At 66.1% G+C, this 20412-nt stretch carries 19 protein-coding genes; 11 read left to right on the top strand and 8 right to left on the bottom strand.

The genetic code is table 11. The features are described from left to right. Positions 1-6 precede the first annotated feature (6 nt). The 4 genes from AB4Y44_RS00155 to pyrF all read left to right on the top strand — a co-directional run bounded on the left by AB4Y44_RS00155 (position 7) and on the right by pyrF (position 4225). Positions 7-819 carry an SDR family oxidoreductase gene (locus AB4Y44_RS00155; RefSeq protein ID WP_342919406.1) on the top strand — a complete coding sequence of 271 codons (813 nt, stop codon included), beginning with the start codon at positions 7-9 and terminating at the stop codon, positions 817-819. Next, a complete protein-coding gene (locus AB4Y44_RS00150; protein WP_368698389.1) occupies positions 816-1736 on the top strand; it encodes an SMP-30/gluconolactonase/LRE family protein in 921 nt (306 codons plus the stop codon). Before AB4Y44_RS00155 ends, AB4Y44_RS00150 begins: the two co-directional genes overlap by 4 nt. A gap of 291 nt (positions 1737-2027) precedes the next feature. Next, positions 2028-3227: an aldose 1-epimerase gene (locus AB4Y44_RS00145; RefSeq protein ID WP_368698388.1), complete on the top strand. Its 1200-nt coding sequence runs from the start codon at positions 2028-2030 to the stop codon at positions 3225-3227. A gap of 182 nt (positions 3228-3409) precedes the next feature. Continuing rightward, complete coding sequence (gene pyrF, locus AB4Y44_RS00140; RefSeq protein WP_368698387.1) at positions 3410-4225, top strand: orotidine-5'-phosphate decarboxylase; 816 nt, start codon at positions 3410-3412, stop codon at positions 4223-4225. Between the two features lie 395 nt (positions 4226-4620). Here pyrF and AB4Y44_RS00135 read toward each other — a convergent pair whose 3' ends face one another. Genes AB4Y44_RS00135 through thiL form a run of 4 tightly spaced genes read right to left on the bottom strand, consistent with a single transcriptional unit; the run spans position 4621 to position 7328 of the window. Next, entirely contained in the window at positions 4621-5163 is a 543-nt protein-coding gene (locus tag AB4Y44_RS00135) for a cupin domain-containing protein (protein ID WP_368698386.1), read from the bottom strand. Positions 5164-5218: 55 nt separating this feature from the next. Next, positions 5219-5719 (bottom strand): CinA family protein, encoded by a 501-nt coding sequence (locus tag AB4Y44_RS00130; protein ID WP_342919401.1) that lies wholly within the window; start codon positions 5717-5719, stop codon positions 5219-5221. Positions 5720-5764: 45 nt separating this feature from the next. Beyond that, positions 5765-6349 carry a phosphatidylglycerophosphatase A gene (locus AB4Y44_RS00125; RefSeq protein ID WP_368698385.1) on the bottom strand — a complete coding sequence of 195 codons (585 nt, stop codon included), beginning with the start codon at positions 6347-6349 and terminating at the stop codon, positions 5765-5767. Beyond that, positions 6339-7328 (bottom strand): thiamine-phosphate kinase, encoded by a 990-nt coding sequence (gene thiL / locus AB4Y44_RS00120; protein WP_368698384.1) that lies wholly within the window; start codon positions 7326-7328, stop codon positions 6339-6341. The genes AB4Y44_RS00125 and thiL overlap by 11 nt, the downstream gene beginning before the upstream one ends. 187 nt (positions 7329-7515) lie before the next feature. On the opposite strand from thiL, the gene AB4Y44_RS00115 reads away from it, so the two are divergent. The 3 genes from AB4Y44_RS00115 (at position 7516) to AB4Y44_RS00105 (ending at position 11069) form a co-directional block, all read left to right on the top strand. After that, positions 7516-9810: an NADP-dependent malic enzyme gene (locus tag AB4Y44_RS00115; protein WP_368698383.1), complete on the top strand. Its 2295-nt coding sequence runs from the start codon at positions 7516-7518 to the stop codon at positions 9808-9810. Between the two features lie 262 nt (positions 9811-10072). Next, positions 10073-10504: a ribonuclease gene (locus tag AB4Y44_RS00110; RefSeq protein WP_342919397.1), complete on the top strand. Its 432-nt coding sequence runs from the start codon at positions 10073-10075 to the stop codon at positions 10502-10504. 7 nt (positions 10505-10511) lie between these two features. Then, positions 10512-11069 (top strand): barstar family protein, encoded by a 558-nt coding sequence (locus tag AB4Y44_RS00105; RefSeq protein WP_342919585.1) that lies wholly within the window; start codon positions 10512-10514, stop codon positions 11067-11069. 86 nt (positions 11070-11155) lie between these two features. On the opposite strand, the gene AB4Y44_RS00100 is transcribed toward AB4Y44_RS00105, so the two are convergent. From AB4Y44_RS00100 to speE, 3 genes are all read right to left on the bottom strand, one after another. Then, positions 11156-11896 (bottom strand): 16S rRNA (uracil(1498)-N(3))-methyltransferase, encoded by a 741-nt coding sequence (locus tag AB4Y44_RS00100; RefSeq protein ID WP_342919396.1) that lies wholly within the window; start codon positions 11894-11896, stop codon positions 11156-11158. A gap of 19 nt (positions 11897-11915) precedes the next feature. Then, positions 11916-12329: a VOC family protein gene (locus AB4Y44_RS00095; RefSeq protein WP_342919395.1), complete on the bottom strand. Its 414-nt coding sequence runs from the start codon at positions 12327-12329 to the stop codon at positions 11916-11918. Between the two features lie 91 nt (positions 12330-12420). Next, positions 12421-13299, bottom strand: a complete 879-nt coding sequence (speE, locus tag AB4Y44_RS00090) for a polyamine aminopropyltransferase (RefSeq protein ID WP_342919394.1) — start codon at positions 13297-13299, stop codon at positions 12421-12423. 391 nt (positions 13300-13690) lie between these two features. On the opposite strand from speE, the gene tkt reads away from it, so the two are divergent. Together tkt and gap are read left to right on the top strand one after the other, a co-directional pair. Next, complete coding sequence (gene tkt, locus AB4Y44_RS00085; RefSeq protein WP_342919393.1) at positions 13691-15733, top strand: transketolase; 2043 nt, start codon at positions 13691-13693, stop codon at positions 15731-15733. Positions 15734-15870: 137 nt separating this feature from the next. Further along, the gene (gap, locus tag AB4Y44_RS00080) at positions 15871-16881 is read left to right on the top strand and encodes a type I glyceraldehyde-3-phosphate dehydrogenase (protein ID WP_368692587.1); all 1011 of its coding nucleotides are present in this window, start codon (positions 15871-15873) and stop codon (positions 16879-16881) included. Positions 16882-16943: 62 nt separating this feature from the next. Here the strand turns inward: gap and AB4Y44_RS00075 are convergent, their stop codons facing one another. Next, positions 16944-17669 (bottom strand): FadR/GntR family transcriptional regulator, encoded by a 726-nt coding sequence (locus AB4Y44_RS00075; protein ID WP_368698382.1) that lies wholly within the window; start codon positions 17667-17669, stop codon positions 16944-16946. A gap of 306 nt (positions 17670-17975) precedes the next feature. Here AB4Y44_RS00075 and AB4Y44_RS00070 point away from each other — a divergent pair, with 306 nt between their 5' ends. Continuing rightward, a complete protein-coding gene (locus tag AB4Y44_RS00070) occupies positions 17976-19319 on the top strand; it encodes a C4-dicarboxylate transporter DctA (protein ID WP_368698381.1) in 1344 nt (447 codons plus the stop codon). 67 nt (positions 19320-19386) lie between these two features. Then, positions 19387-20406 carry an allantoicase gene (gene alc / locus AB4Y44_RS00065; protein ID WP_368698380.1) on the top strand — a complete coding sequence of 340 codons (1020 nt, stop codon included), beginning with the start codon at positions 19387-19389 and terminating at the stop codon, positions 20404-20406. Positions 20407-20412 lie beyond the last annotated feature (6 nt).

The raw sequence follows: 20412 nt of genomic DNA, 5'->3' as shown, positions 1-20412 counted from the left end.
AAAACGATGTCGTCCAACGCAAATTCGCCTGCTAACGCGCTAGCGCGCCACGCGCACGAAACCTACGCACGCTATCCGAGCCTGGCCGACCGCGTGGTGCTGATCACGGGCGGCGCGACCGGCATCGGCGCCTCGTTCGTCGAGCACTTCGCCGCGCAGGGTGCGCGCGTGGCGTTCTTCGACATCGACGCGAGCGCGGGCCAGGCGCTCGCCGACGAACTCGGCGATTCGCGCCACAAGCCGCTCTTCGCCGACGTCGATCTCACCGATATCTCGGCGCTGCGCGCCGCCATCGCCGACGTGAAGGCGGCGCTCGGGCCGATCCAGGTGCTCGTGAACAACGCGGCCAACGACAAGCGCCACACGCTGGCCGAAGTCACGCCCGAGACGTTCGACGCCGGGGTGGCCGTGAACCTGCGGCATCAGCTCTTCGCCGCGCAGGCCGTGGCGGAGGACATGAAGTCCGCACGTGCGGGCTCGATCATCAATCTGGGCTCGATCAGCTGGATGCTCAAGCAGTCGGAAATGCCGGTCTACACGATGAGCAAGTCGGCGGTACAGGGTCTCACGCGCGGTCTCGCGAGAGACCTTGGCCCGTACGGCATCCGCGTGAATTCGCTCGTGCCGGGCTGGGTGATGACCGAGAAACAGCGCCGCCTGTGGCTCACCGACGAAGGCCGCGAGTCGATCAAGCGCGGGCAGTGCATCGACGCCGAGCTGCTGCCCGCAGACCTCGCGCGCATGGCGCTCTTTCTCGCCGCCGACGACAGCCGCATGATCACGTCGCAGGACATCGTCGTTGACGGAGGCTGGGCATGAGCGCAAAGGAAAGCGCTTCGAACGAAGCGGTGGCCGAGCTGCTCGTCCACGCGAAATGCGAGCTGGGCGAAGGCGCGACGTGGTGCGCGCGCAGCGGCCGGCTCTACTGGGTCGATATCTCGGGCAAACGCCTGCAACGCTACGACGCCAATGCGTCCGGCGCCAAACACGTCACGTGGGAGATGCCCGAGCGCCTCGCATGCTTCGCGCTGTGCGAAGACGAGCGCACGCTGCTCCTCGGCCTCGCCTCGCAGCTGGCGTTCTTCGACCTGGAGACGGGCGCGATCGACACCATCGTCGAAGTCGAACCCGGCGTGCCGACGCGCCTGAACGACGGACGCTGCGACCGCCAGGGCCGCTTCGTGTTCGGTACGAAGTATGAGGGAACGCCGCGGCAGGCCATCGGCGGTTTCTATCGCCTGAACCACGATCTCACGCTCGAACGTCTGCCGCTGCCCGCGCCCGCGATCTCGAACAGCATCGCGTTCAGCCCGGACGGTTCGACCATGTATTACTGCGACACGCTCACGCGCGAGATTCGCGCGTGCGACTACGGTGCAGACGGAACGATTGCAAACGAACGTACCTTCGTCACGCTTACCGACGACACCGGCGTGCCCGACGGTTCGACCGTCGACGCGGAAGGCGGCCTCTGGAACGCGCAGTGGGGCGGCGAGCGCGTGGTGCGTTATGGCGCCGATGGCGTCGAAACCGAGCGCGTAAAGATTCCCACAGCGCAGCCAAGCTGCGTTACGCTCGGCGGTGCGCTTCTGGACACGCTTTATGTCACGAGCGCGCGCGAGGAAATGGAGGCGGAGGCCCTTGCGCGCGAGCCGCATGCGGGCGGCGTGTTTTCGGTTCAAATTGGCCGCCAGGGCCTTGAAGAACCGCGGTTTCAGGGGCGCAGGCGCGCCTGAGTCCGGTGTACCAGGCGCTTGCGCAAAGGCGTGCGGGTATTTTCATCTGACGATACACGCACGCGAACCGTGCAAGACGCCGCTGGCGGCAGGCGGCATGAAGAGACGGACAGTCGTTGCAGTTCGGCAACAGATGCAGTCGATCGATAGTGTGCAGTTGGCTTTGCCAGTACCACTAGAAGGGCGAACACAAGAAGCGGCCACAGGCCCGTGCGCATGCGCGGTGTCGACAGGCCACCGGTGAGCCGCCTTTTGCGGCGGCAATCAAACATGCCTCTCGAGGAGCATCTTATGAGCGTCGCGAATTCCGCTGTGCGTCGACCTACCCGTTCCACCGTTTCCGCAGGCGCCGCTGCTGCAAGCGTGCCGCCCACCGCTTCATCCGCTCCGGTTGTGTCACCGGTTGTGTCACCGGTTTCACCAGCGGCTGCCGCGCGCCGCGCGCGGCTCGAAGCCGCCACGCATCCGGTTTTGCCGGGGCCGAGCACTTCGGCGGTCGCGATCGGCGCGGCGGGTTCGAGCGACGTGGCGTGCGTGACGCTCGCGAACGCGTATCTGAGGCTCGACGTCGCGCCCCAACTGGGCGGCGGAATCACGCGTTTCGACTGGCGCAGCGAAGGCGCGTTCGAGCCCGTGTTTCGCCGGTGCGAGCGCGTGAGCGCGCGCATGGATCCGAACGAACTCGCGTGCTACCCGCTGCTGCCGTACTCGAACCGCATCGGCGCAGGGCGTTTTCACTTTGGCGGCCGCGATATCGAAGTGCCGCGCAATCGCGCGAGCGAACCGCTGCCGATTCACGGCGACGGCTGGCTCGCGCCCTGGAGCATCGACAGCGCCGATCGCGAGAACGTGCGCCTTGTGCTCGACCGCAGCGACGGCGAGCCGTATTCGTACCGTGCGGCACTCACCTACGCGCTCGACGGCGCGACGCTCGCGATGACGCTGGAAGTGGAGAACACGGGCCGCGAGGCGCTGCCGTTCGGCCTTGGCGTGCATCCGTTTCTCGCGCGCGACACGAGCACCGAGCTTTCGGCGCCCGCGAGCGGCCTGTGGCTCTCGGGCCAGGACTGGCTGCCGGTGCGCCACGTGCCCGCGCCGCCCGCCTGGCAGTTCGGCGTGGCCTATCCTCTGCCTGCGCAGCTCGTCAATCATGCGTTCAGCGGCTGGAGCGGGCGCGCGGCAGTGGTGTGGGAGCGCCGCAGGCTCTCGCTCTCGATTTGCGCGAACACCGACTACTACGTGCTCTACACGCCTCCTGACGCAGACTTCTTCTGCTTCGAACCCGTCGATCATCCGATCAACGCGGTGAACCTGCGCGGCGGCGGCGATGCGAACGGCATGACCGTGCTCGCGCACGGCGAGCGGCTCGTGCGGCGCTTTTCCTTCACCGTGGAGCGCATGGACATGCGTGCGTCAGCCAGCCCGCACCGCGCCGGCGCGCGCGGCCGCACGGGCACGAGAGGCGGCAAGGGCGCGCGCGCCCGGACGTAAGGCGGTCGTGAGCCGGGCGTAGCGCGCGTCGACCGCGCGCGCCCGGTTCTTCCTGCGATTCGTCTGGCGTCTCGCGGGAGCGCCCGGCGCAGGCCGATTCAGGCGCCGCGGCGCGGCCTCATCGTCCGGGGCGGGTAAAATACGCGCCGTTTTCCCTTATTGCCTCGCCGCGAGCTACCACCATGACTTCCTTCATCCAGACCCTCGGCGCCGCCTGGCAGCGCACCGGCTCGCTCTTGTGCGTGGGCCTCGACCCTGAGCCCACGAAATTTCCCGCCGCGCTGGCCGGCCGCAGCGACGCGATCCTCGAGTTTTGCCGCGAGATCGTCGACGCCACCGCGGCGTACGCGTGCTCGTTCAAGCCGCAGATCGCCTACTTCGCCGCGCACCGCGCCGAAGACCAGCTTGAGGCGCTCATCGCGCACATCCATGAGAAGCACCCAGGCCTGCCCGTGATCCTCGACGCCAAGCGCGGCGATATCGGCAGCACCGCCGAGCAGTACGCGCGCGAAGCCTTCGAGCGCTTCAAGGCGGACGCAGTCACGGTCAATCCGTATATGGGCTTCGATTCGATCGAGCCATGGCTCGCACATAAGGGCAAGGGCGTGATCGTGCTGTGCCGTACGTCGAACCCCGGCGGCTCGGACCTGCAGTTCCTCGAAACCGGCGGCAAGCCGCTGTATCAGGTGGTGGCGGGCCTTGCCGCGAACAAATGGAACGCCAGCGGCGAACTTGGCCTCGTGGTGGGCGCGACGTTCCCGAAGGAAATCGAAACCGTGCGCGGCATCGTGGGCGATATGCCGCTGCTCATTCCTGGCATCGGCGCACAGGGCGGCGACGTCGAGGCCACCGTGAAGGCTGGCCGCACGGCGAGCGGCACGGGCATGCTCATTAACTCTTCGCGCGCGATCATCTACGCGAGCAAGGGCGAGGACTACGCGCAGGCCGCTGCCATGGCAGCCAAAGGGACGCGCGATCGCATCAACGCATATCGCTGAAGCCGGGGATTGTCTGGCTGGTGCGCACGCCTGCGCTTGCCGGCCGACTCTCATGCTTCACCAAACGTGCCTTGCACGTATCAGAGCATCTCCTGGTGCAATGCCGGGAAAGTCAGCGTTCTCCGATACGTCTTGCCGCTCCCCCTGCGTAACATTCGTGCGTCATGGATACGTGCGTCATGGCAGGCCGTGCCCGTGCAAGAAGACGCCGCCGGATGTGGCCGAGTGCCTCGCGCCTGGCCAGCGCGTTCACATCGTCCTGCAACAAGTGGAAGTGGAGAAGCGCTCTCGCGTGGCGAACGCGGCTCCGGCAGCGGTTTGTGCACGTTAGGGGGACGAGGTTGAGTCGCAGGGCGTTTGCGGCATGTTTTCGCACACGCCGCTCATCGCGTCGCTCAATCCTTCTTCGTGGCGACCACGGAAGCCGGTTTGCCGAGCAATTCGATGATCGATCGATGCAGCGGGTATTTTCCGGCGAGCGCGTTGGCATCGGCGATCTCGAACTCGCTGAACTCGAACCCCGGCGCCACCGTGCAGCCCACGAGCGCATAGGTCGAAGGATCGCAGCAGCGCGCCGCGAACCAGTGTCCGGCCGGCACCACCGCCTGGAACACGGTGCCCGGATGGTCGAGCGCGTGGCCCAGCTTGCGCGTGGAGAGCACGCCACGTTCATCGATCGAATGAATCTCGAGGGGCGAGCCCGCGTAGAAGTGCCAGAGCTCGTCGGAGCGGATCCGGTGCCATGCCGAATAGGCGCCCTCCGCCAGCAGGAAGTAGATGGCCGTCGAGGCTGCGCGCGTGCCCTCTGCGGCGGCTGAGCCGTCGCGCCGCACGAGCTCGTCGGCTCGATAGGTTTCGCTGTAGTAGCCGCCTTCGGGGTGTGGTTCAAGCCCGAAGCGGCGGATCAATTCTTCGACTGCGGTATTCGCGGCTGCCATGGCATGGGCCTCCTTGATGGGCCCGGCCGGCGCTCCAGCGAGGCGCGGGCCGGTTTTAGCGTTCCTGTTCGTCGATGAACGCGAGCAGCCCGCGCAGCGCGTGCGCGGCGGCCTGCACGCGGATCTGTTCGCGGTCGCCCTTGAAGACCAGCGTCTCGACGCTCGTATGCAGCCGGTTGCTCCAGCCGAATGACACCATGCCGACCGGCTTTTCCGGCGTGCCGCCGCCCGGACCGGCGACGCCGGTGATGGAGAGCGAAACTTGTGCCCGGCTGTTGCTGAGCGCGCCTTCGGCCATCGCGCGCGCGACCGGTTCGCTCACCGCGCCGTGCTTGTCGATGAGTTCGGGCGGCACGCCGATCATCTCGGTTTTCGCCTGGTTCGAGTAGGTGACGAAACCGCGTTCGAACCAGACGCTGCTGCCGGAAATGTCGGTGATGGCGGTGGCGACCATGCCGCCCGTGCAGGACTCGGCGGTCGCGAGCATGAGCCGCCCGTCGCGCAGCTTGTTGCCGACGCGGATGGCGAGTTGGTGGACGACAGAATCGGTAGACATTGCAGCAATCCGTTGGGTTGGCGGCGGCGCGGCGGCGACGTGGCGTTACACCGACATGCGCCAGAGCGCGATGACGAGCAGCGTGAAGAATGCGGCGACGATGTCGTCGAGCATGATGCCGAGGCCGCCCTTGAAGCGCCGGTCGAAATAGCGGATGGGCGGCGGCTTCACCATGTCGAAAAACCGGAAGACGACGAAGGCCCACAGCCGGCCCTCGAAATCGACGGGCGTAATCATGAGCAGCACGAGCCAGAACGCGACGATCTCGTCCCAGACGATGGCCGAGGGATCATCCGTGCGTAGCTTCTTCGCCGTGAAGGCCGTGATCCAGATGCCTGCAAAGAAGCCAAGGAAGATCAGCAGTCCCCACTCGGTCACCGTGAGATAGCGGTTGAGCACCTCGAAGGACGCCCAGGCGAACAGCGTGCCGGTCGTGCCGGGCGCGAGCCGCGAGAGTCCCGAGCCGAAGCCGAGCGAAACGATGTGCAGCGGATGGGTGAGCATGAACGGCGCGTCGGCGCGGCGCGGGCCACCGGCCTGAGCGCCCGTGCCGGGTGCGGCGGTGTTGCTTGCCGAGCCTGCCGGAGGAGCCGGCTGGCCGGCGGGCGAGGGCGTGGGGTCAGTCTGCATGGAAGTGATCGAAACCTTGCAACGTCAGATTGAGCGGCGTGCCACCCGCGTCGCGCCAGGCGATCTCGGGGGCGGCTTGCGGCGAAGTGCGGGAAGTCATTGTACCGATGCGCGTGACGCGCACCCCCGCCTGTTGCGCCGCCGCCTCGACCGCGTCGCGCTGTTCGGGCGCCGCCGTGAAACACAGTTCGTAGTCGTCGCCCCCCGCGAGCGCGCATTGCAGCTGCACGTCGCGCGGCAGGCGCGCAAGCGCAGGCGAGAGCGGCAGGGCGTCGACGTCGATCGTCGCGGCGAGGTGCGAGCGTTCCAGAATATGGCGCAGGTCGCCGGCCAGGCCGTCCGATACGTCGAGCGCCGCGCGCGCCACGCCGCGCAGCGCGAGGCCCAGCGCCACGCGCGGCTCAGGGTATTCGAGCGCCCGGCGCAAGGGCGCGGCGTCGGGCTCGCTCACCGGCCAGTCGCCGCGCATCATGCCGAGGCCCGCGCGCGCGTCGCCGGGCGTGCCGGAAACCCAGATGTCGTCGCCCGGCTGGGCGGCGTCGCGCCGAAGTGCGGCATCCTGACGCAATGAGCCGAATACCGTCAGGCACAGGTTCAGCGGCCCTGCCGTGGTATCGCCGCCGATCAATTCGCAGTCGAAGCGGTCGGCCAGCTCGAAGAGGCCCGCGCTGAACGCGGCTAGCCAGTCCTCGTCCGCCTTGGGGAGCGCGAACGCCAGCGTGAAGCCGAGCGGCTGCGCACCCATCGCGGCGAGATCGGACAGATTCACGGCGAGCGCCTTGTGGCCGAGCGCGTGCGGATCGATGTCGGGGAAGAAGTGGCGGCCTTCCACCAGCATATCGGTCGAGACGGCCAGCATTTCGCCCGCGGCGGGCGCGATGAGCGCGCAGTCGTCGCCGATGCCCAGCGTGGCGCGTTGCGTGTTCGTGCGCGCTCGCCGCGCAAAATATCGGTCGATCAGGGAGAACTCGGAAAGCATGACGAAAGGGTTATGACAGTTGGGGTATGGCCGTCGCCGCATACGGCGCCCTGGCGTGGCTTTTCCCCCCATCGCGGTCGCGGCACTTGCGCCCGAACTGAAAGGAATGCCGTCTGGGATTGGCGCTACAATCGGTCAACTTAGCGTTCGAGTTGTCATTCTAATCCGCACTCACGTCCTGCCTCCCATGTCGAATCCCGCTACGAACAAGCTTCGCGAAGCCGCCCTCGATTATCACGAGTTCCCCACGCCCGGGAAGATCGCGATCGCGCCGACCAAGCAGATGATCAATCAGCGTGATCTCTCGCTCGCGTATTCGCCGGGCGTCGCGTTCGCGTGCGAGGCGATTGTCGAGAATCCGCTCAACGCCGCGCGCTTCACGGCGCGCAGCAACCTTGTGGGCGTCGTGTCGAACGGCACGGCCGTGCTCGGCCTCGGCAACATCGGGCCGCTCGCCTCGAAGCCGGTGATGGAAGGCAAGGCGGTGCTCTTCAAGAAGTTCGCGGGCATCGACGTGTTCGACATCGAACTGAACGAGACGGACCCGCACAAGCTCGTCGACGTGATCGCCGCGCTCGAACCCACGTTCGGCGGCATCAACCTCGAAGACATCAAGGCGCCCGAGTGCTTCATCGTCGAACGCGAAGCGCGCAAGCGCATGAAGATTCCGGTCTTCCACGACGACCAGCACGGCACGGCCATCGTGGTGGCAGCCGCCTTCACGAACGGCCTGAAGGTCGTGGGCAAGGACATCAAGGACGTGAAGCTGGTCGCCTCGGGCGCCGGCGCGGCCGCGCTGGCGTGTCTGGACCTGCTCGTCGACCTCGGCCTGCCGCTCGAAAACATCGTCGTGACCGACCTGGCGGGCGTGGTCTACAAGGGCCGCACCGAGCTGATGGACCCGGACAAGGAGCGATTCGCGCGTGAAACCCACGCGCGCACGCTCGCCGAAGTGATCGAAGGCGCCGATATTTTCCTCGGCCTTTCGGCTGGCGGCGTGCTCAAGCAGGAGATGGTCAAGCAGATGGCGGCCAAGCCGCTCATCCTGGCGCTTGCCAACCCGACGCCGGAAATCCTGCCTGAACTCGCGCTCGAAGTGCGTCCGGACGCCGTGCTCGCCACGGGCCGCACGGACTACCCGAACCAGGTGAACAACGTCCTGTGCTTCCCGTTCATCTTCCGCGGCGCGCTCGACGCGGGCGCGACCACCATCACGCGCGAAATGGAAATCGCCGCGGTGAACGCGATTGCGGAACTGGCGCGCCAGGAGCAAAGCGATGTCGTGGCCACGGCCTACGGCATCCAGGATCTGCAGTTCGGGCCCGAGTATCTGATCCCGAAGCCCTTCGACCCGCGCCTGATCGTCAAGATCGCGCCGGCTGTGGCCAGGGCGGCGATGGACTCGGGCGTCGCGACCCGTCCGATCGAGGACATGGACGCCTACGAGCAGCACCTCCAGCAGTTCGTCTACCACAGCGGCACGACCATGAAGCCGATCTTCCAGCTCGCGCGCGCCGTGGAGCCGGAGAAGAAGCGCATCGTGTTCGCCGAGGGCGAAGAGGAGCGCATCCTGCGCGCGGTGCAGATCGTGGTCGACGAAAAGCTCGCGAAGCCCATCCTGATCGGCCGCCCGTCGGTGATCGAGCAGCGCATCGCGCGCTACGGCCTGCGCCTGCACGCCGGCCAGGACTACACGGTCGTGAACACCGACCACGACGAGCGCTACCGCGAGTTCTGGCAGACCTATGCGAAGCTGATGGCGCGCAAGGGCATCACGCAGCAAATGGCGAAGCTCGAAATGCGCCGCCGCACCACGCTGATCGGCTCGATGCTGGTGGAAAAGGGCGAAGCCGACGGCATGATCTGCGGCACGGTCAGCACGACCCACCGCCACCTGCACTTCATCGACCAGGTAATCGGCAAGAAGGCCGGCTGCAACGTCTACGCGGCGATGAACGCGCTGGTGCTGCCGAACCGGCAGATTTTCATCGCCGACACGCACGTCAACGTCGACCCGACGCCGGAGCAACTCGCGGAAATCACCATCATGGCGGCCGAGGAAGTGCGCCGCTTCGGCATCGAGCCGAAGATCGCGCTGTGCTCGCACTCGAACTTCGGTTCGAGCAACGCGCCGAGCGCCCAGAAGATGCGCGACCTGCTCGAGATCCTCCAGGAGCGCGCGCCGGACCTGCACGTGGACGGCGAAATGCACGGCGACGTGGCGATCGACGCGAACCTGCGCAAGGAGATCCTGCCCGAGTCGACGCTTGAAGGCGAAGCGAATCTGCTCATCATGCCGAACATCGACGCGGCGAACATTTCCTACAACCTGCTCAAGACGGCAGCCGGCAACAACATCGCCATCGGGCCGATCCTGCTGGGCGCGGCCAGGCCGGTGCACGTGCTCACGGCTTCCGCCACGGTGCGCCGCATCGTCAATATGACGGCGCTGCTCGTCGCAGACGTGAACGCGGCACGTTAAGCCCAGTCGCTCGGGTTGCGGCGACGCGGTTCCCAAAATCGGCGTGCTCCTGCGAGCGCGCCGATTTTTTTTGCCCGCGAGACCCGGCTCGATTGAGCAAAATGGCGCAAAATCAGATTGTAAAATTTACAAGTTTGGCCCTTGCGCGGGGTCGCACTGTGGTCCTCCTCGCCTGACTAACGTTGCTTCCAGGCATCATTAGCGATACCCTTACACCTTTCATGGTCGTCGAACACGTAACCAGGGAAGCGGGAACCAGGCGATGGCGCCTCGTCTAACTCATTGTTTCGGCGGCAGTTTGTCTGGCTTGCGGCGCGCCGCCGCGGTAGCGCTGGTCGCAACCGCAGTGCTCGCGGCAGGTGGCGCTCAGGCGCGCACGAGCCAGCCGGAAGAGACGGGTAATTCGGTCGGCAGCATTTCGGTCAACGAACTTCCGCGTGAGGCGGTGGGCACGTTGAGCCTGATTGCGGCGGGCGGCCCGTTCCCTTTTGAGAAGGACGGCGTTGTATTCGGGAATTTTGAGCGGATATTGCCGCCGCAACGGCGGGGCTACTATCACGAGTACACGGTCCCGACGCCGGGCGCGCACAACCGCGGTGCCAAGCGCATCGTTTGCGGCGGCCCACGCAAGCGGACCGACAACTGTTACTACTCCGACGACCACTACGCCAGTTTCAGGCGAATTATTGATTGACACCGGGATGAGCGGCATGAGCGATAACGTTTACGCGCACGACCCCCGGGTCGCGAGCGATCTGTTCGCGTCCGGGGAAGGCAACCTGTTCCAGCGCGTCATGCAGTTGAAGCACGACAGCGAGGCGCGCCAGGATGAGGCGGGGCTTTCATCGAACGAGGGGGCCATGAGCCTGTTTTCGACCGTGCAGCCGAATATTGTCCAGTCGATCCGGGCGTTTCGCGTTCAGGATCTCTCGGACGAAGCCCAGCGGCTGCAGGAGCATTTCCTCTATGCGTTCTGCGCGAATGCGCAAACCAAGCAGGAAGTACTCGAGACCATTGCCACGTCGTTCCTGTTTCCGAAACATTTCGGCAAGAACTACGACGGCTTGTACGACTGCCTGACCGATCTGGTACAGAAGGCCGGCGAGCAGCCGGGTTTCGTGATCGTGCTGGAAGGGCTGCCGATCGCCCAGAAGTTCGACAAGGACGGGCGGGAGACGCTGCTCGACGTATTTCGCGAGGCTTCGGAATACTGGGCCGAGCGCAAGGTGCCGTTCCGCGTTTTTTATTCGTTCGCCTGACCTTCGACTCACGTTCCGTCGCGCGCATGCGACAGAAAATCGCGAGCCCGCCTTCCGGCGGGCTTTGTCATTTTTACCCGCTGCGCTTACCAGCCGCCCCAGCGCGCGGCGAGCGCCGCGAGCACCGCGATGCCCGCCGTTTCGGTACGCAGCACGCGCGGCCCGAGCCCCACGGCGAGGAAGCCGTGGTCGAGCGCCGCTTCCTCTTCCTGCGACGAGAATCCGCCCTCAGGCCCAATCAGCACCGTCACTTCGCCCAAAGGCGGCTCGACCGGCAAGGTCGAGAACGCGACGTTGGCGCGCGGCGAGAGCAGCAGGCGCAGTTCGCCTTCGCCGGGGCGCTTCGGCAGGGAGTCGAGCCATGCGGCGATGTCACGCGCGGGCGCGACGTCGGGCAGGCGGTTGCGTCCGCATTGTTCGCATGAGGCCTGCACGATGCGCTGCCAGTGCGCCTGGCGGCGCACGGCGCGCTCGCCCGAAAGCCGCACGACGCTGCGCGCGGCGGTGAGCGGCACAAAATTCGTCGCGCCCAGTTCGACCGCCTTTTCGATCAGCCAGTCCATCTTGTCGTTGCCGGCAACGCCCTGGGCGAGCGTGACGCGGTAAGGCGGCTCGGCTTCGACGTCGCGGTGAGGGCCAATGCGCACCTGCGTGTCGCGGCGCTCCATGCCGACGATCTCGGCGCTGTACTCGCCACCAAGGCCGTTGAACAGCACGATGCTGTCGCCGGGCTGCAGGCGCAGCACCTGGACATGGCGCGTGACTTCGTCGGGAAGGGTGACGACCTCGTCGGATTGCAGGGCGTTGCCGACGAAAAAGCGGGGCATAGAACTATTTCTCATTGAATCAGGACAAGTGCCGAGCAAGCGCCCAGCGGTAACCGTCGAGGTCTTCGACCTGCGCGAAACGGTCCCCCCAGAACTGGTCCTGCGGCTCGCTCAGCGATTTCGCGCCGGCTTCGAGCGCCCGCGCATACACCGCGTCGACATCGTCGACATACAGATAAAAAGATTGCGGCGCGACGGTCTGTGCGCTTTTGGGCGTGCGCGCCGTCGAACCGAACGCGCCCTCAGGCGCGAACATGACGATCAGCTGGTCGTGGTAGGTCATTTCCACGTGCATGATCGCGCCGTCGTCCTCCACGCTGTCGCGTACCGCAAAACCGAGTGCTGCCCGATAGAAGTCCATCGACGCACGCGCGTCGCGCACCGTCAGATACGGGGTCAGCCATGGCACGCCGGCAGGACGGGGTGCGGTCATCGCGTCTCTCCAGATTCGCGGTTCGGATGAAGCGCCGTGCCGCTCCGGGCAACGGCGCGCGTGATAAAAGCGCTTTGGAAGCCGCCAGTCTTCACGGGCAGGGCCCCTGGAGCGGCAGGATTTCGCCTAGTTTATCGCGGGCTGTGCATGAACCTTTTAACAGCGCCGCGTGCAGTCGCGGGTCGTAGTAGCGCAGGCCCTCGAGCTGCCGCGCGGCTGCGCGCGCCTGCAACGTGGTCTCGTCGACGCCGGCCGGGTCGAGCGCGTCGCTCGCGATCGCCATGAGCCAGAGTGAGCCGTAGAGCGGCACGTAGGCGGCAAGCGGTCGCACGATAGCGAAGGCCGCGCGCAGCCCGCCAAGCAGCGCGCCCACGCGCTGCGCATGATGGAACGGCGAGCCCAAATGGAGCGAGACGAGCGCGTCTGTGTTCATCACACGCTTGAGCGCAGCGTAGAACGCCGGTGTGTAGAGGCCCGCAGCCGGCGAGTCAGGCGGAGTCAGATCGAATACGACGAGGTCGAAGCGCTCCTGCGCGGAGGCGACAAACGCGGCCGCGTCGCCGATCACGAGTTCCACGCGCGGATCCTCGAAGGCGTCGCCGCGCACCTCGGGCAGATAGTCGCCCGTCAGGCGCACCACGTCCGGATCCAGTTCGGCCACGACGATGCGCTCGATGTCCGGGTGGCGCAGCAGCTGGCGCGCCGCGCCGCCGTCGCCGCCGCCCAGCACGAGCGCCGCGCGCGGCGCGGGATGCGTGAGCGCGGCCGGGTGCGTCATGCACTCGTGATAGATGAACTCGTCGCCGGCGGAGGTCATCGGGCGGCCGTCCAGCGTGAACAGGCAACCCAGTTGCGGCGTGTCCCAGACCTCGATGCGCTGCCACGGCGTATCGGCCGCGGCGAGGCGGCGCGCGCCAGGAAAACCGTAGAGCGCGTCTGCCGCAGGATGGAAGAGGAGGGAGTCGGTCACGGAAGTCGAGATGTGTTGCCGGTGCGCCGGGGCACGTGAAAATCGCGCAGAAAATAGGGCCAACAGAGCCATTATAGGGGTGTGAATAGGGGTGTGAACCGGACCCCGGCCGCAGCAGAGGCCAACGCGAGGACAACGGCGCGCACGGCGCATACCGCGCGCCTTACCGCCAGGGTTCATCCCCACGATCTGCTAGAATATTCCGCTTTGCAGCCCTCTCCGTTTGCTCCGGCCGTTTCGCGTCTCCTGGCGCCGCATGTGCGCCTGAGCGGGCGATTTGCCGAGCTTCCGGACTCCCGCGCTGCTGTGTGCGCCGCAGTTTGCCCTCGCAATTTGCGCTGTTCGCGACCTGCGCCGCCCACGCCGCTTTTTGCACACTTCCGGACTCGACATGACGACCTCGTCCTCCGCCTCCCCCGCTACCACCCAGTTGATGGCCAACGCCATTCGTGCGCTGTCCATGGACGCCGTTCAGCAAGCGAACTCCGGTCACCCCGGCATGCCCATGGGCATGGCCGAGATCGCCGTTGCGCTGTGGTCGCGCCATCTGCGCCATAACCCGACGAACCCGCTCTGGAGCGACCGCGATCGCTTCGTGCTGTCGAACGGCCACGGCTCGATGCTGCTGTACTCGCTGCTGCACCTGACGGGCTACGACCTGCCGATGGCGGAACTGAAGAACTTCCGTCAGCTGCACTCGAAGACGCCGGGTCACCCCGAGTTCGGCATCACGCCGGGCGTCGAGACGACCACGGGCCCGCTCGGCCAGGGTCTGGCGAACTCGGTCGGCATGGCGCTGGCCGAAGCGCTGCTCGCCGCGGAGTTCAACAAGGCCGACGCGAAGATCGTCGATCACCACACCTATGTGTTCCTCGGCGACGGCTGCCTGATGGAAGGCATCTCGCACGAAGCCTGCTCGCTCGCCGGCACGCTCAAGCTGAACAAGCTGATCGCGCTGTATGACGACAACGGCATCTCGATCGACGGCGACGTGGTCAACTGGTTCCACGACAACACGCCGGAACGCTTCGAAGCCTACGGCTGGAACGTGATCCCGCACGTGGACGGCCATGACGTGGACGCGGTCGACGCGGCCATCCAGAAGGCCAAGGCCTCGGACAAGCCCACGCTGATCTGCTGCAAGACCATCATCGGCAAGGGCGCGCCCACCAAGCAGGGCGGCCACGACGTGCACGGCGCGGCGCTCGGCGCCGAAGAAATCGCCAAGTGGCGCGAAGCCGCGGGCTGGAAGTGGGAGCCGTTCACGCTGCCGCAGGAAGTCTACGCAGACTGGGACGCGAAGGACGCCGGTGCGAAGTTCGAAGCCGCATGGAACGAGCAGTTCGCCGCGTACAAGTCGAAGTACCCGACCGAAGCCGCCGAGTTCGAGCGCCGCATGGCCCACAAGCTGCCCGCCGACTGGGCGCAGAAGGCCGCCGCTATCGTCGCGGGCGCCGATTCGCGCAAGGAAACGGTCGCCACGCGCAAGGCGTCGCAGCAGGCCATCGAAGGCCTCGCCGCGGCCCTGCCCGAACTGCTGGGCGGCTCGGCCGACCTGACCGGCTCGAACCTCACCAACTGGAAGGCTTCGAAGCCCGTGCGCGCCGCCAAGGAAGGCGAGACCGGCATCCAGTGGGGCAACCACATCAACTACGGCGTGCGCGAGTTCGGCATGAGCGCGGCGCTCAACGGCCTCAACCTGCACGGCGGCTACAAGGCGTTCGGCGGCACGTTCCTCACGTTCTCGGACTACAGCCGCAACGCGCTGCGCGTGGCCGCGCTGATGAAGTGCCCGTCGATCTTCGTGTTCACGCACGACTCGATCGGTCTCGGCGAAGACGGCCCGACGCACCAGTCGATCGAACAGGTCGCAAGCCTGCGCCTGATCCCGAACATGACGCTCTGGCGCCCGGCCGACACCGTGGAAACCGCGGTGGCCTGGACCGAGTCGATCGCGCATCACGGCCCGTCGTCGCTGATCTTCAGCCGTCAGAACCTGCAGTTCAACGAGCGCACGGACGCCCAGATCGCGAACATCGCCAAGGGCGGCTACGTCCTCAAGGACTGGAACGACGACATCCCGAGCCGCAAGATCATCCTGATCGCCACGGGCTCGGAAGTCGAACTGGCGATGAAGGCCGTCGAAGCGCTGCAGCGCGAAGGCATCGGCGCCCGCGTGGTGTCCATGCCGTCGACCAACGTGTTCGACAAGCAGGACGCCGAATACCGCGAGCGCGTGCTGCCCAGGGGCGTGCGCCGCGTCGCGATCGAAGCCGGCGTGACCGACTTCTGGCGCAAGTACGTGGGCCTCGAAGGCGGCGTGGTCGGCATCGACACGTTCGGCGAATCGGCCCCGGCTGGCGTGCTGTTCAAGCACTTCGGCTTCACGGTCGATCATGTCGTCGCGACGGCCAAGGCCGCGCTCGACAACTAAGCATGCGTAACGGGCCCGCCTGATCGGCAAGATCTGGCGGGCCCGCTGCCTTGAGCGCCCCGCCGGGCCGCCCCAGCCTCGCGTCGGCGCCAGCGCAGCACTGGTTTCAGAATTTTTCAGCCCTTAGGAGATAAACCATGACCATTCGCGTCGCTATCAATGGCTACGGCCGCATCGGCCGTAACACGCTTCGCGCGTTCTACGAGAACGGCAAGAAGCACGACATCCAGATCGTTGCGATCAATGACCTGGGTGACGCGAAGACCAACGCGCATCTGACGCAATACGACACGGCACACGGCAAGTTCCCCGGCGAAGTGAAGGTCGACGGCGACTACCTCGTCGTGAACGGCGACCGTATCCGCGTGCTGGCCAACCGCAACCCGGCCGAACTGCCGTGGGGCGAGCTGGGCGTCGACGTCGTGATGGAGTGCACGGGCTTCTTCACGACCAAGGAAAAGGCCAGCGCGCACCTGAAGGGCGGCGCGAAGAAGGTCATCATCTCGGCGCCGGGCGGCAAGGACGTCGACGCGACCATCGTCTACGGCGTGAACCACAACGTGCTGAAGGCCGAACACACGGTCATCTCGAACGCATCGTGCACGACCAACTGCCTGGCACCGCTCGTCAAGCCGCTGAACGACAAGATCGGCCTCGAAACCGGCCTGATGACGACGATCCACGCGTACACGAACGACCAGGTGCTGACCGACGTGTACCACGAAGACCTGCGCCGCGCGCGCTCGGCCACGCATAGCCAGATCCCGACGAAGACGGGCGCGGCTTCGGCTGTCGGCCTCGTGCTGCCGGAGCTGAACGGCAAGCTGGACGGCTACGCGATCCGCGTCCCGACCATCAACGTGTCGATCGTCGACCTGTCGTTTATCGCCAAGCGCGACACGACGGTCGAAGAAGTCAACGCCATCATGAAGGAAGCGTCGGAAGGCGCGCTCAAGGGCATCCTGGGCTACAACGACGCACCGCTGGTGTCGATCGACTTCAACCACAATCCGGCATCGTCGACGTTCGACGCCACGCTCACGAAGGTCTCGGGCCGTCTCGTGAAGGTGTCGAGCTGGTACGACAACGAGTGGGGCTTCTCGAACCGCATGCTGGACACGGCTGTGGCTTTCGCGAACGCGAAGTAAGCACGCTCGACGCTGCATGAAGAAACCGCCCCGAGTCACATCGGGGCGGTTTTTTTGCGTCCTTATTTTTCGACGGCGCTCTGGGAGGCGGCTGCGAATGCGGGCGGCGTGGGGAAGTACACGCCCGCGCGCTGCGCCGCATTGGCGATGTGCGCCTCGATCGCCTCGCCGGCCGCCGCCGAGTCGCGCGCCTTTAGCGCCACCACGATCAGGCCGTGCTCGCGATGCGTGGAGAGCACGCGCTCGCGCCGGTAGAACGGCATGCGCTGGCTCTCTTTCATGATGTCGGCGCTGCTGCGCAGGATCGATTCGATCGCCGCATTGCCCGCGAGATTGACGATGCGCATGTGGAACTCGAAGTCGAGCTGCGCGGCTTCGTCGAGTTCGTCGCAGGCGAGGGCGCCATGCAGGGCCTCGGTGTTCGCCTCGAGCCACGCGACGTCGGCGTCGCCGATGGCGAGCGCCGCCATGCGCGCGGCGAAGCCTTCGAGCGCGTAGCGCATCTGGTAGGTGTCGGGCAGCGACGACTGATCGGCGAAACGCCACGGGTGAGCGTTGGTGGCCTGCGCGCTCGTCACGTACACACCCTTGCCCGCCCGGATCGACAGCATGCCGAGCGCTTCGAGCGTCGAGAGCGCTTCACGCAGCGACGCGCGGCTGATCGCCAGCTCCTCGGAAAGCTGCCGCTGCGCGGGCAGCAGGCTGCCGACCGGATACAGGCCGCCCTCGATCCGTTCGCGGATCGTGGCGGTGGCGGCGTCGGTGACGGTGTGCGGAACGTTCTTCATGAAGTGGCGCGGGCAGCATTCGCGTGGTCTGACCGGTATTGTAGTCCTGTCCTGCGCACCCGCATGGTGCATCGCGTCAACGCCCTCGTGCCGCGGGATAAGGCGTGGCGCTCTGGCCCGCAAACTGGTCAGACCGCGCAAGGGTAAACACCGCGCTTCCCAACCTTGACTCCGGTATATCGGCTTCCTACTATCCGCCATAACAGTGCTGGTCAGACCAGTCAGAACAGTTGCTTCCCTTCATGGTTTTGCATGGGATGGGACGAGGCGCTGAAGCGCCGGGTCCCATCGACAAAGGAGACAGTCGTGACGAAGTTCTTCAATTCGCTGTTTGGTCGCGTAGCGATCGCCCTCGTGCTGGGCATCGTCGTAGGCGCGGTATTTCCCCATTTCGCCCAGTCGCTGCGCCCGCTCGGCGACGGCTTTCTCAAGCTCATCAAGATGGTGATCGGGCCGATCGTGTTCTGCGTGGTCGTGAGCGGCATGGCGCACGCGGGCGACCTGAAGAAGGTGGGCCGCGTCGGCCTGAAGTCGGTGGTGTACTTCGAGGCAATGACCACCGTCGCGCTCGTGATCGGCGCCGTGCTCGCGTATGTCACGCGTCCGGGCGCCGGCATGAACGTGGATCTGCACTCGCTCGATGCCGCGTCGCTCGCGACCTACACCGAGCACGCCAAGAGCCTGAAGGACACCGCGGGCTTCTTGCTGAAGATCATTCCCGACACCGCCTTCGACGCCTTCGCGAAGGGCGACATCCTGCAAATCCTCGTGTTCTCGGTGCTGTTCGGCAGCGCGCTCTCGCTGCTCGGCCCGAAGGCGCAGCGCGTGAACAGCCTGATCGACGAACTCTCGCAGGTGTTCTTCCGCGTGATGGGCTTCATCATCAAGCTCGCGCCGCTCGGCGTGCTCGGCGCGATTGCGTTCACGACCGGTACGTACGGCGTCGCTTCGCTCAAGCAGCTCGGGCTGCTCGTGATCGTGTTCTACGCGAGCTGCATCGTGTTCGTTGCGGTCGTGCTCGGCATCGTCATGCGGCTGGCGGGCTTCAACGTGTTCAAGCTGATCCGTTACCTGCGCGAAGAACTCTCGATCGTGCTCGGCACCGCGTCGTCCGACGCCGTGCTGCCGCAGATCATGCGCAAGCTCGAATGGATGGGCGTGAAGGATTCCACGGTGGGTCTCGTGATCCCGACGGGCTACTCGTTCAACCTCGACGGCTTTTCCATCTACCTCACGCTCGCCGTGATCTTCATCGCGCAGGCAACCAACACGCCGCTGTCGATGCACGACCTCATCGTGGTCGTGCTGGTGTCGCTCATCACCTCGAAGGGCGCGCACGGCATTCCCGGCTCGGCGATCGTGATTCTCGCCGCCACGCTCTCCGCCATTCCCGCGATTCCCGTGCTCGGCCTCGTGCTGATCCTGCCGGTGGACTGGTTCGTCGGCATCGCCCGGGCGCTCACCAACCTGATCGGCAACTGCGTTGCGACGGTGGTGGTCGCGGTGTGGGAGCGCGACATCGACAAGGCGCGCGCCGGGCGCGTTCTGAACCTCGACGAAGGCTTTCTCTACGTGCCGGCAGGCGACAGCGACGCAGCCACCGCGCATGGCGAAGACGGTGCACTCGGCGGCAAACACGCGCACGCCTGAACTTTCACACCGCATCTACAGACGTTTTTCTTCGATCAACTGACCAACCCAGGCGAACGACACCATCATGGCCATTCCGACTCTCGACCCCAACGCCCCCGCCTTCACGCGCCGTTACATGAACCTCGCCGATCCGCGTCTGGGCGCCCGCGCGCTCCACGCGAGCGACGAGTTCTTCGCGCCGAAGGAGCGCATGCTCGATCCGCAGCCCGCGGTCTTCATCCCCGGCAAGTACGACGACCACGGCAAGTGGATGGATGGCTGGGAAACGCGCCGCAAGCGCACGACGGGCCACGACTTCTGCATCGTGCGCCTCGCGCGACCGGGCGTGATTTACGGCCTGGATCTCGATACGAGCCACTTCACAGGCAACTTTCCGCCGGCGGCTTCGATCGAGGCGTGCTACGCGCAGTCGGGCGACGACGAAACGCCCGGTGACAACGCCGACTGGCAGACCATCGTCCCGGCGACGACCTTGCAGGGCAACCAGCACCACTACGTCGAAGTGAGCGAGACGCGCGCGTTCACGCATCTGCGCGTGAATCTCTATCCCGACGGCGGCCTCGCGCGTCTGCGCGTGTACGGTCAGCCCCGGCGCGACTGGAGCACGGTGGAGCGCGGCAGCCTCATCGATCTCGCGGCGATCGAAAACGGCGCTTATCTGGTCGCGGCCAACAACCAGCACTTCGGGCTCGCTTCCACGATCCTGATGCCTGGCCGCGGCGTGAACATGGGCGACGGCTGGGAAACGCGCCGCCGCCGCGAACCCGGCAATGACTGGGCGATCGTGGCGCTTGCGCGGCCCGGCATCATCCGCAAGATCGAAGTCGACACGGCGCACTTCAAGGGCAACTACCCGGACCGCTGCTCGCTGCAGGCGGCGAGCGTGACGGGCGGCACCGACGACTCGCTCGTCACCCAGGCCATGTTCTGGCCGGAACTGCTCGGCGAGCAGAAGCTCGAGATGGACAAGCAGCACGTGTTCGAGAGCGGCATCGCGGCGCTCGGCCCGGTCACGCACGTGCGTTTCAACATCTTCCCGGACGGCGGCGTCTCGCGCCTGCGCCTGTGGGGCGAACTGGCTTAAGCAAGG

Source organism: Paraburkholderia sp. BR10937 (assembly GCF_040965695.1).
GTDB lineage: Bacteria > Pseudomonadota > Gammaproteobacteria > Burkholderiales > Burkholderiaceae > Paraburkholderia.
Note: the sequence above shows the minus strand (reverse complement) of the source record. Positions and strands in the feature narration are given on the sequence as shown.

Coding starts and splice junctions, on each gene's coding strand:
- AB4Y44_RS00155 (WP_342919406.1), top strand. CDS start 7: ATGTCGTCCAACGCAAATTCGCCTGCTAACGCGCTAGCGCGCCACGCG.
- AB4Y44_RS00150 (WP_368698389.1), top strand. CDS start 816: ATGAGCGCAAAGGAAAGCGCTTCGAACGAAGCGGTGGCCGAGCTGCTC.
- AB4Y44_RS00145 (WP_368698388.1), top strand. CDS start 2,028: ATGAGCGTCGCGAATTCCGCTGTGCGTCGACCTACCCGTTCCACCGTT.
- pyrF (WP_368698387.1), top strand. CDS start 3,410: ATGACTTCCTTCATCCAGACCCTCGGCGCCGCCTGGCAGCGCACCGGC.
- AB4Y44_RS00135 (WP_368698386.1), bottom strand. CDS start 5,163: ATGGCAGCCGCGAATACCGCAGTCGAAGAATTGATCCGCCGCTTCGGG.
- AB4Y44_RS00130 (WP_342919401.1), bottom strand. CDS start 5,719: ATGTCTACCGATTCTGTCGTCCACCAACTCGCCATCCGCGTCGGCAAC.
- AB4Y44_RS00125 (WP_368698385.1), bottom strand. CDS start 6,349: ATGCAGACTGACCCCACGCCCTCGCCCGCCGGCCAGCCGGCTCCTCCG.
- thiL (WP_368698384.1), bottom strand. CDS start 7,328: ATGCTTTCCGAGTTCTCCCTGATCGACCGATATTTTGCGCGGCGAGCG.
- AB4Y44_RS00115 (WP_368698383.1), top strand. CDS start 7,516: ATGTCGAATCCCGCTACGAACAAGCTTCGCGAAGCCGCCCTCGATTAT.
- AB4Y44_RS00110 (WP_342919397.1), top strand. CDS start 10,073: ATGGCGCCTCGTCTAACTCATTGTTTCGGCGGCAGTTTGTCTGGCTTG.
- AB4Y44_RS00105 (WP_342919585.1), top strand. CDS start 10,512: ATGAGCGGCATGAGCGATAACGTTTACGCGCACGACCCCCGGGTCGCG.
- AB4Y44_RS00100 (WP_342919396.1), bottom strand. CDS start 11,896: ATGCCCCGCTTTTTCGTCGGCAACGCCCTGCAATCCGACGAGGTCGTC.
- AB4Y44_RS00095 (WP_342919395.1), bottom strand. CDS start 12,329: ATGACCGCACCCCGTCCTGCCGGCGTGCCATGGCTGACCCCGTATCTG.
- tkt (WP_342919393.1), top strand. CDS start 13,691: ATGACGACCTCGTCCTCCGCCTCCCCCGCTACCACCCAGTTGATGGCC.
- gap (WP_368692587.1), top strand. CDS start 15,871: ATGACCATTCGCGTCGCTATCAATGGCTACGGCCGCATCGGCCGTAAC.
- AB4Y44_RS00075 (WP_368698382.1), bottom strand. CDS start 17,669: ATGAAGAACGTTCCGCACACCGTCACCGACGCCGCCACCGCCACGATC.
- alc (WP_368698380.1), top strand. CDS start 19,387: ATGGCCATTCCGACTCTCGACCCCAACGCCCCCGCCTTCACGCGCCGT.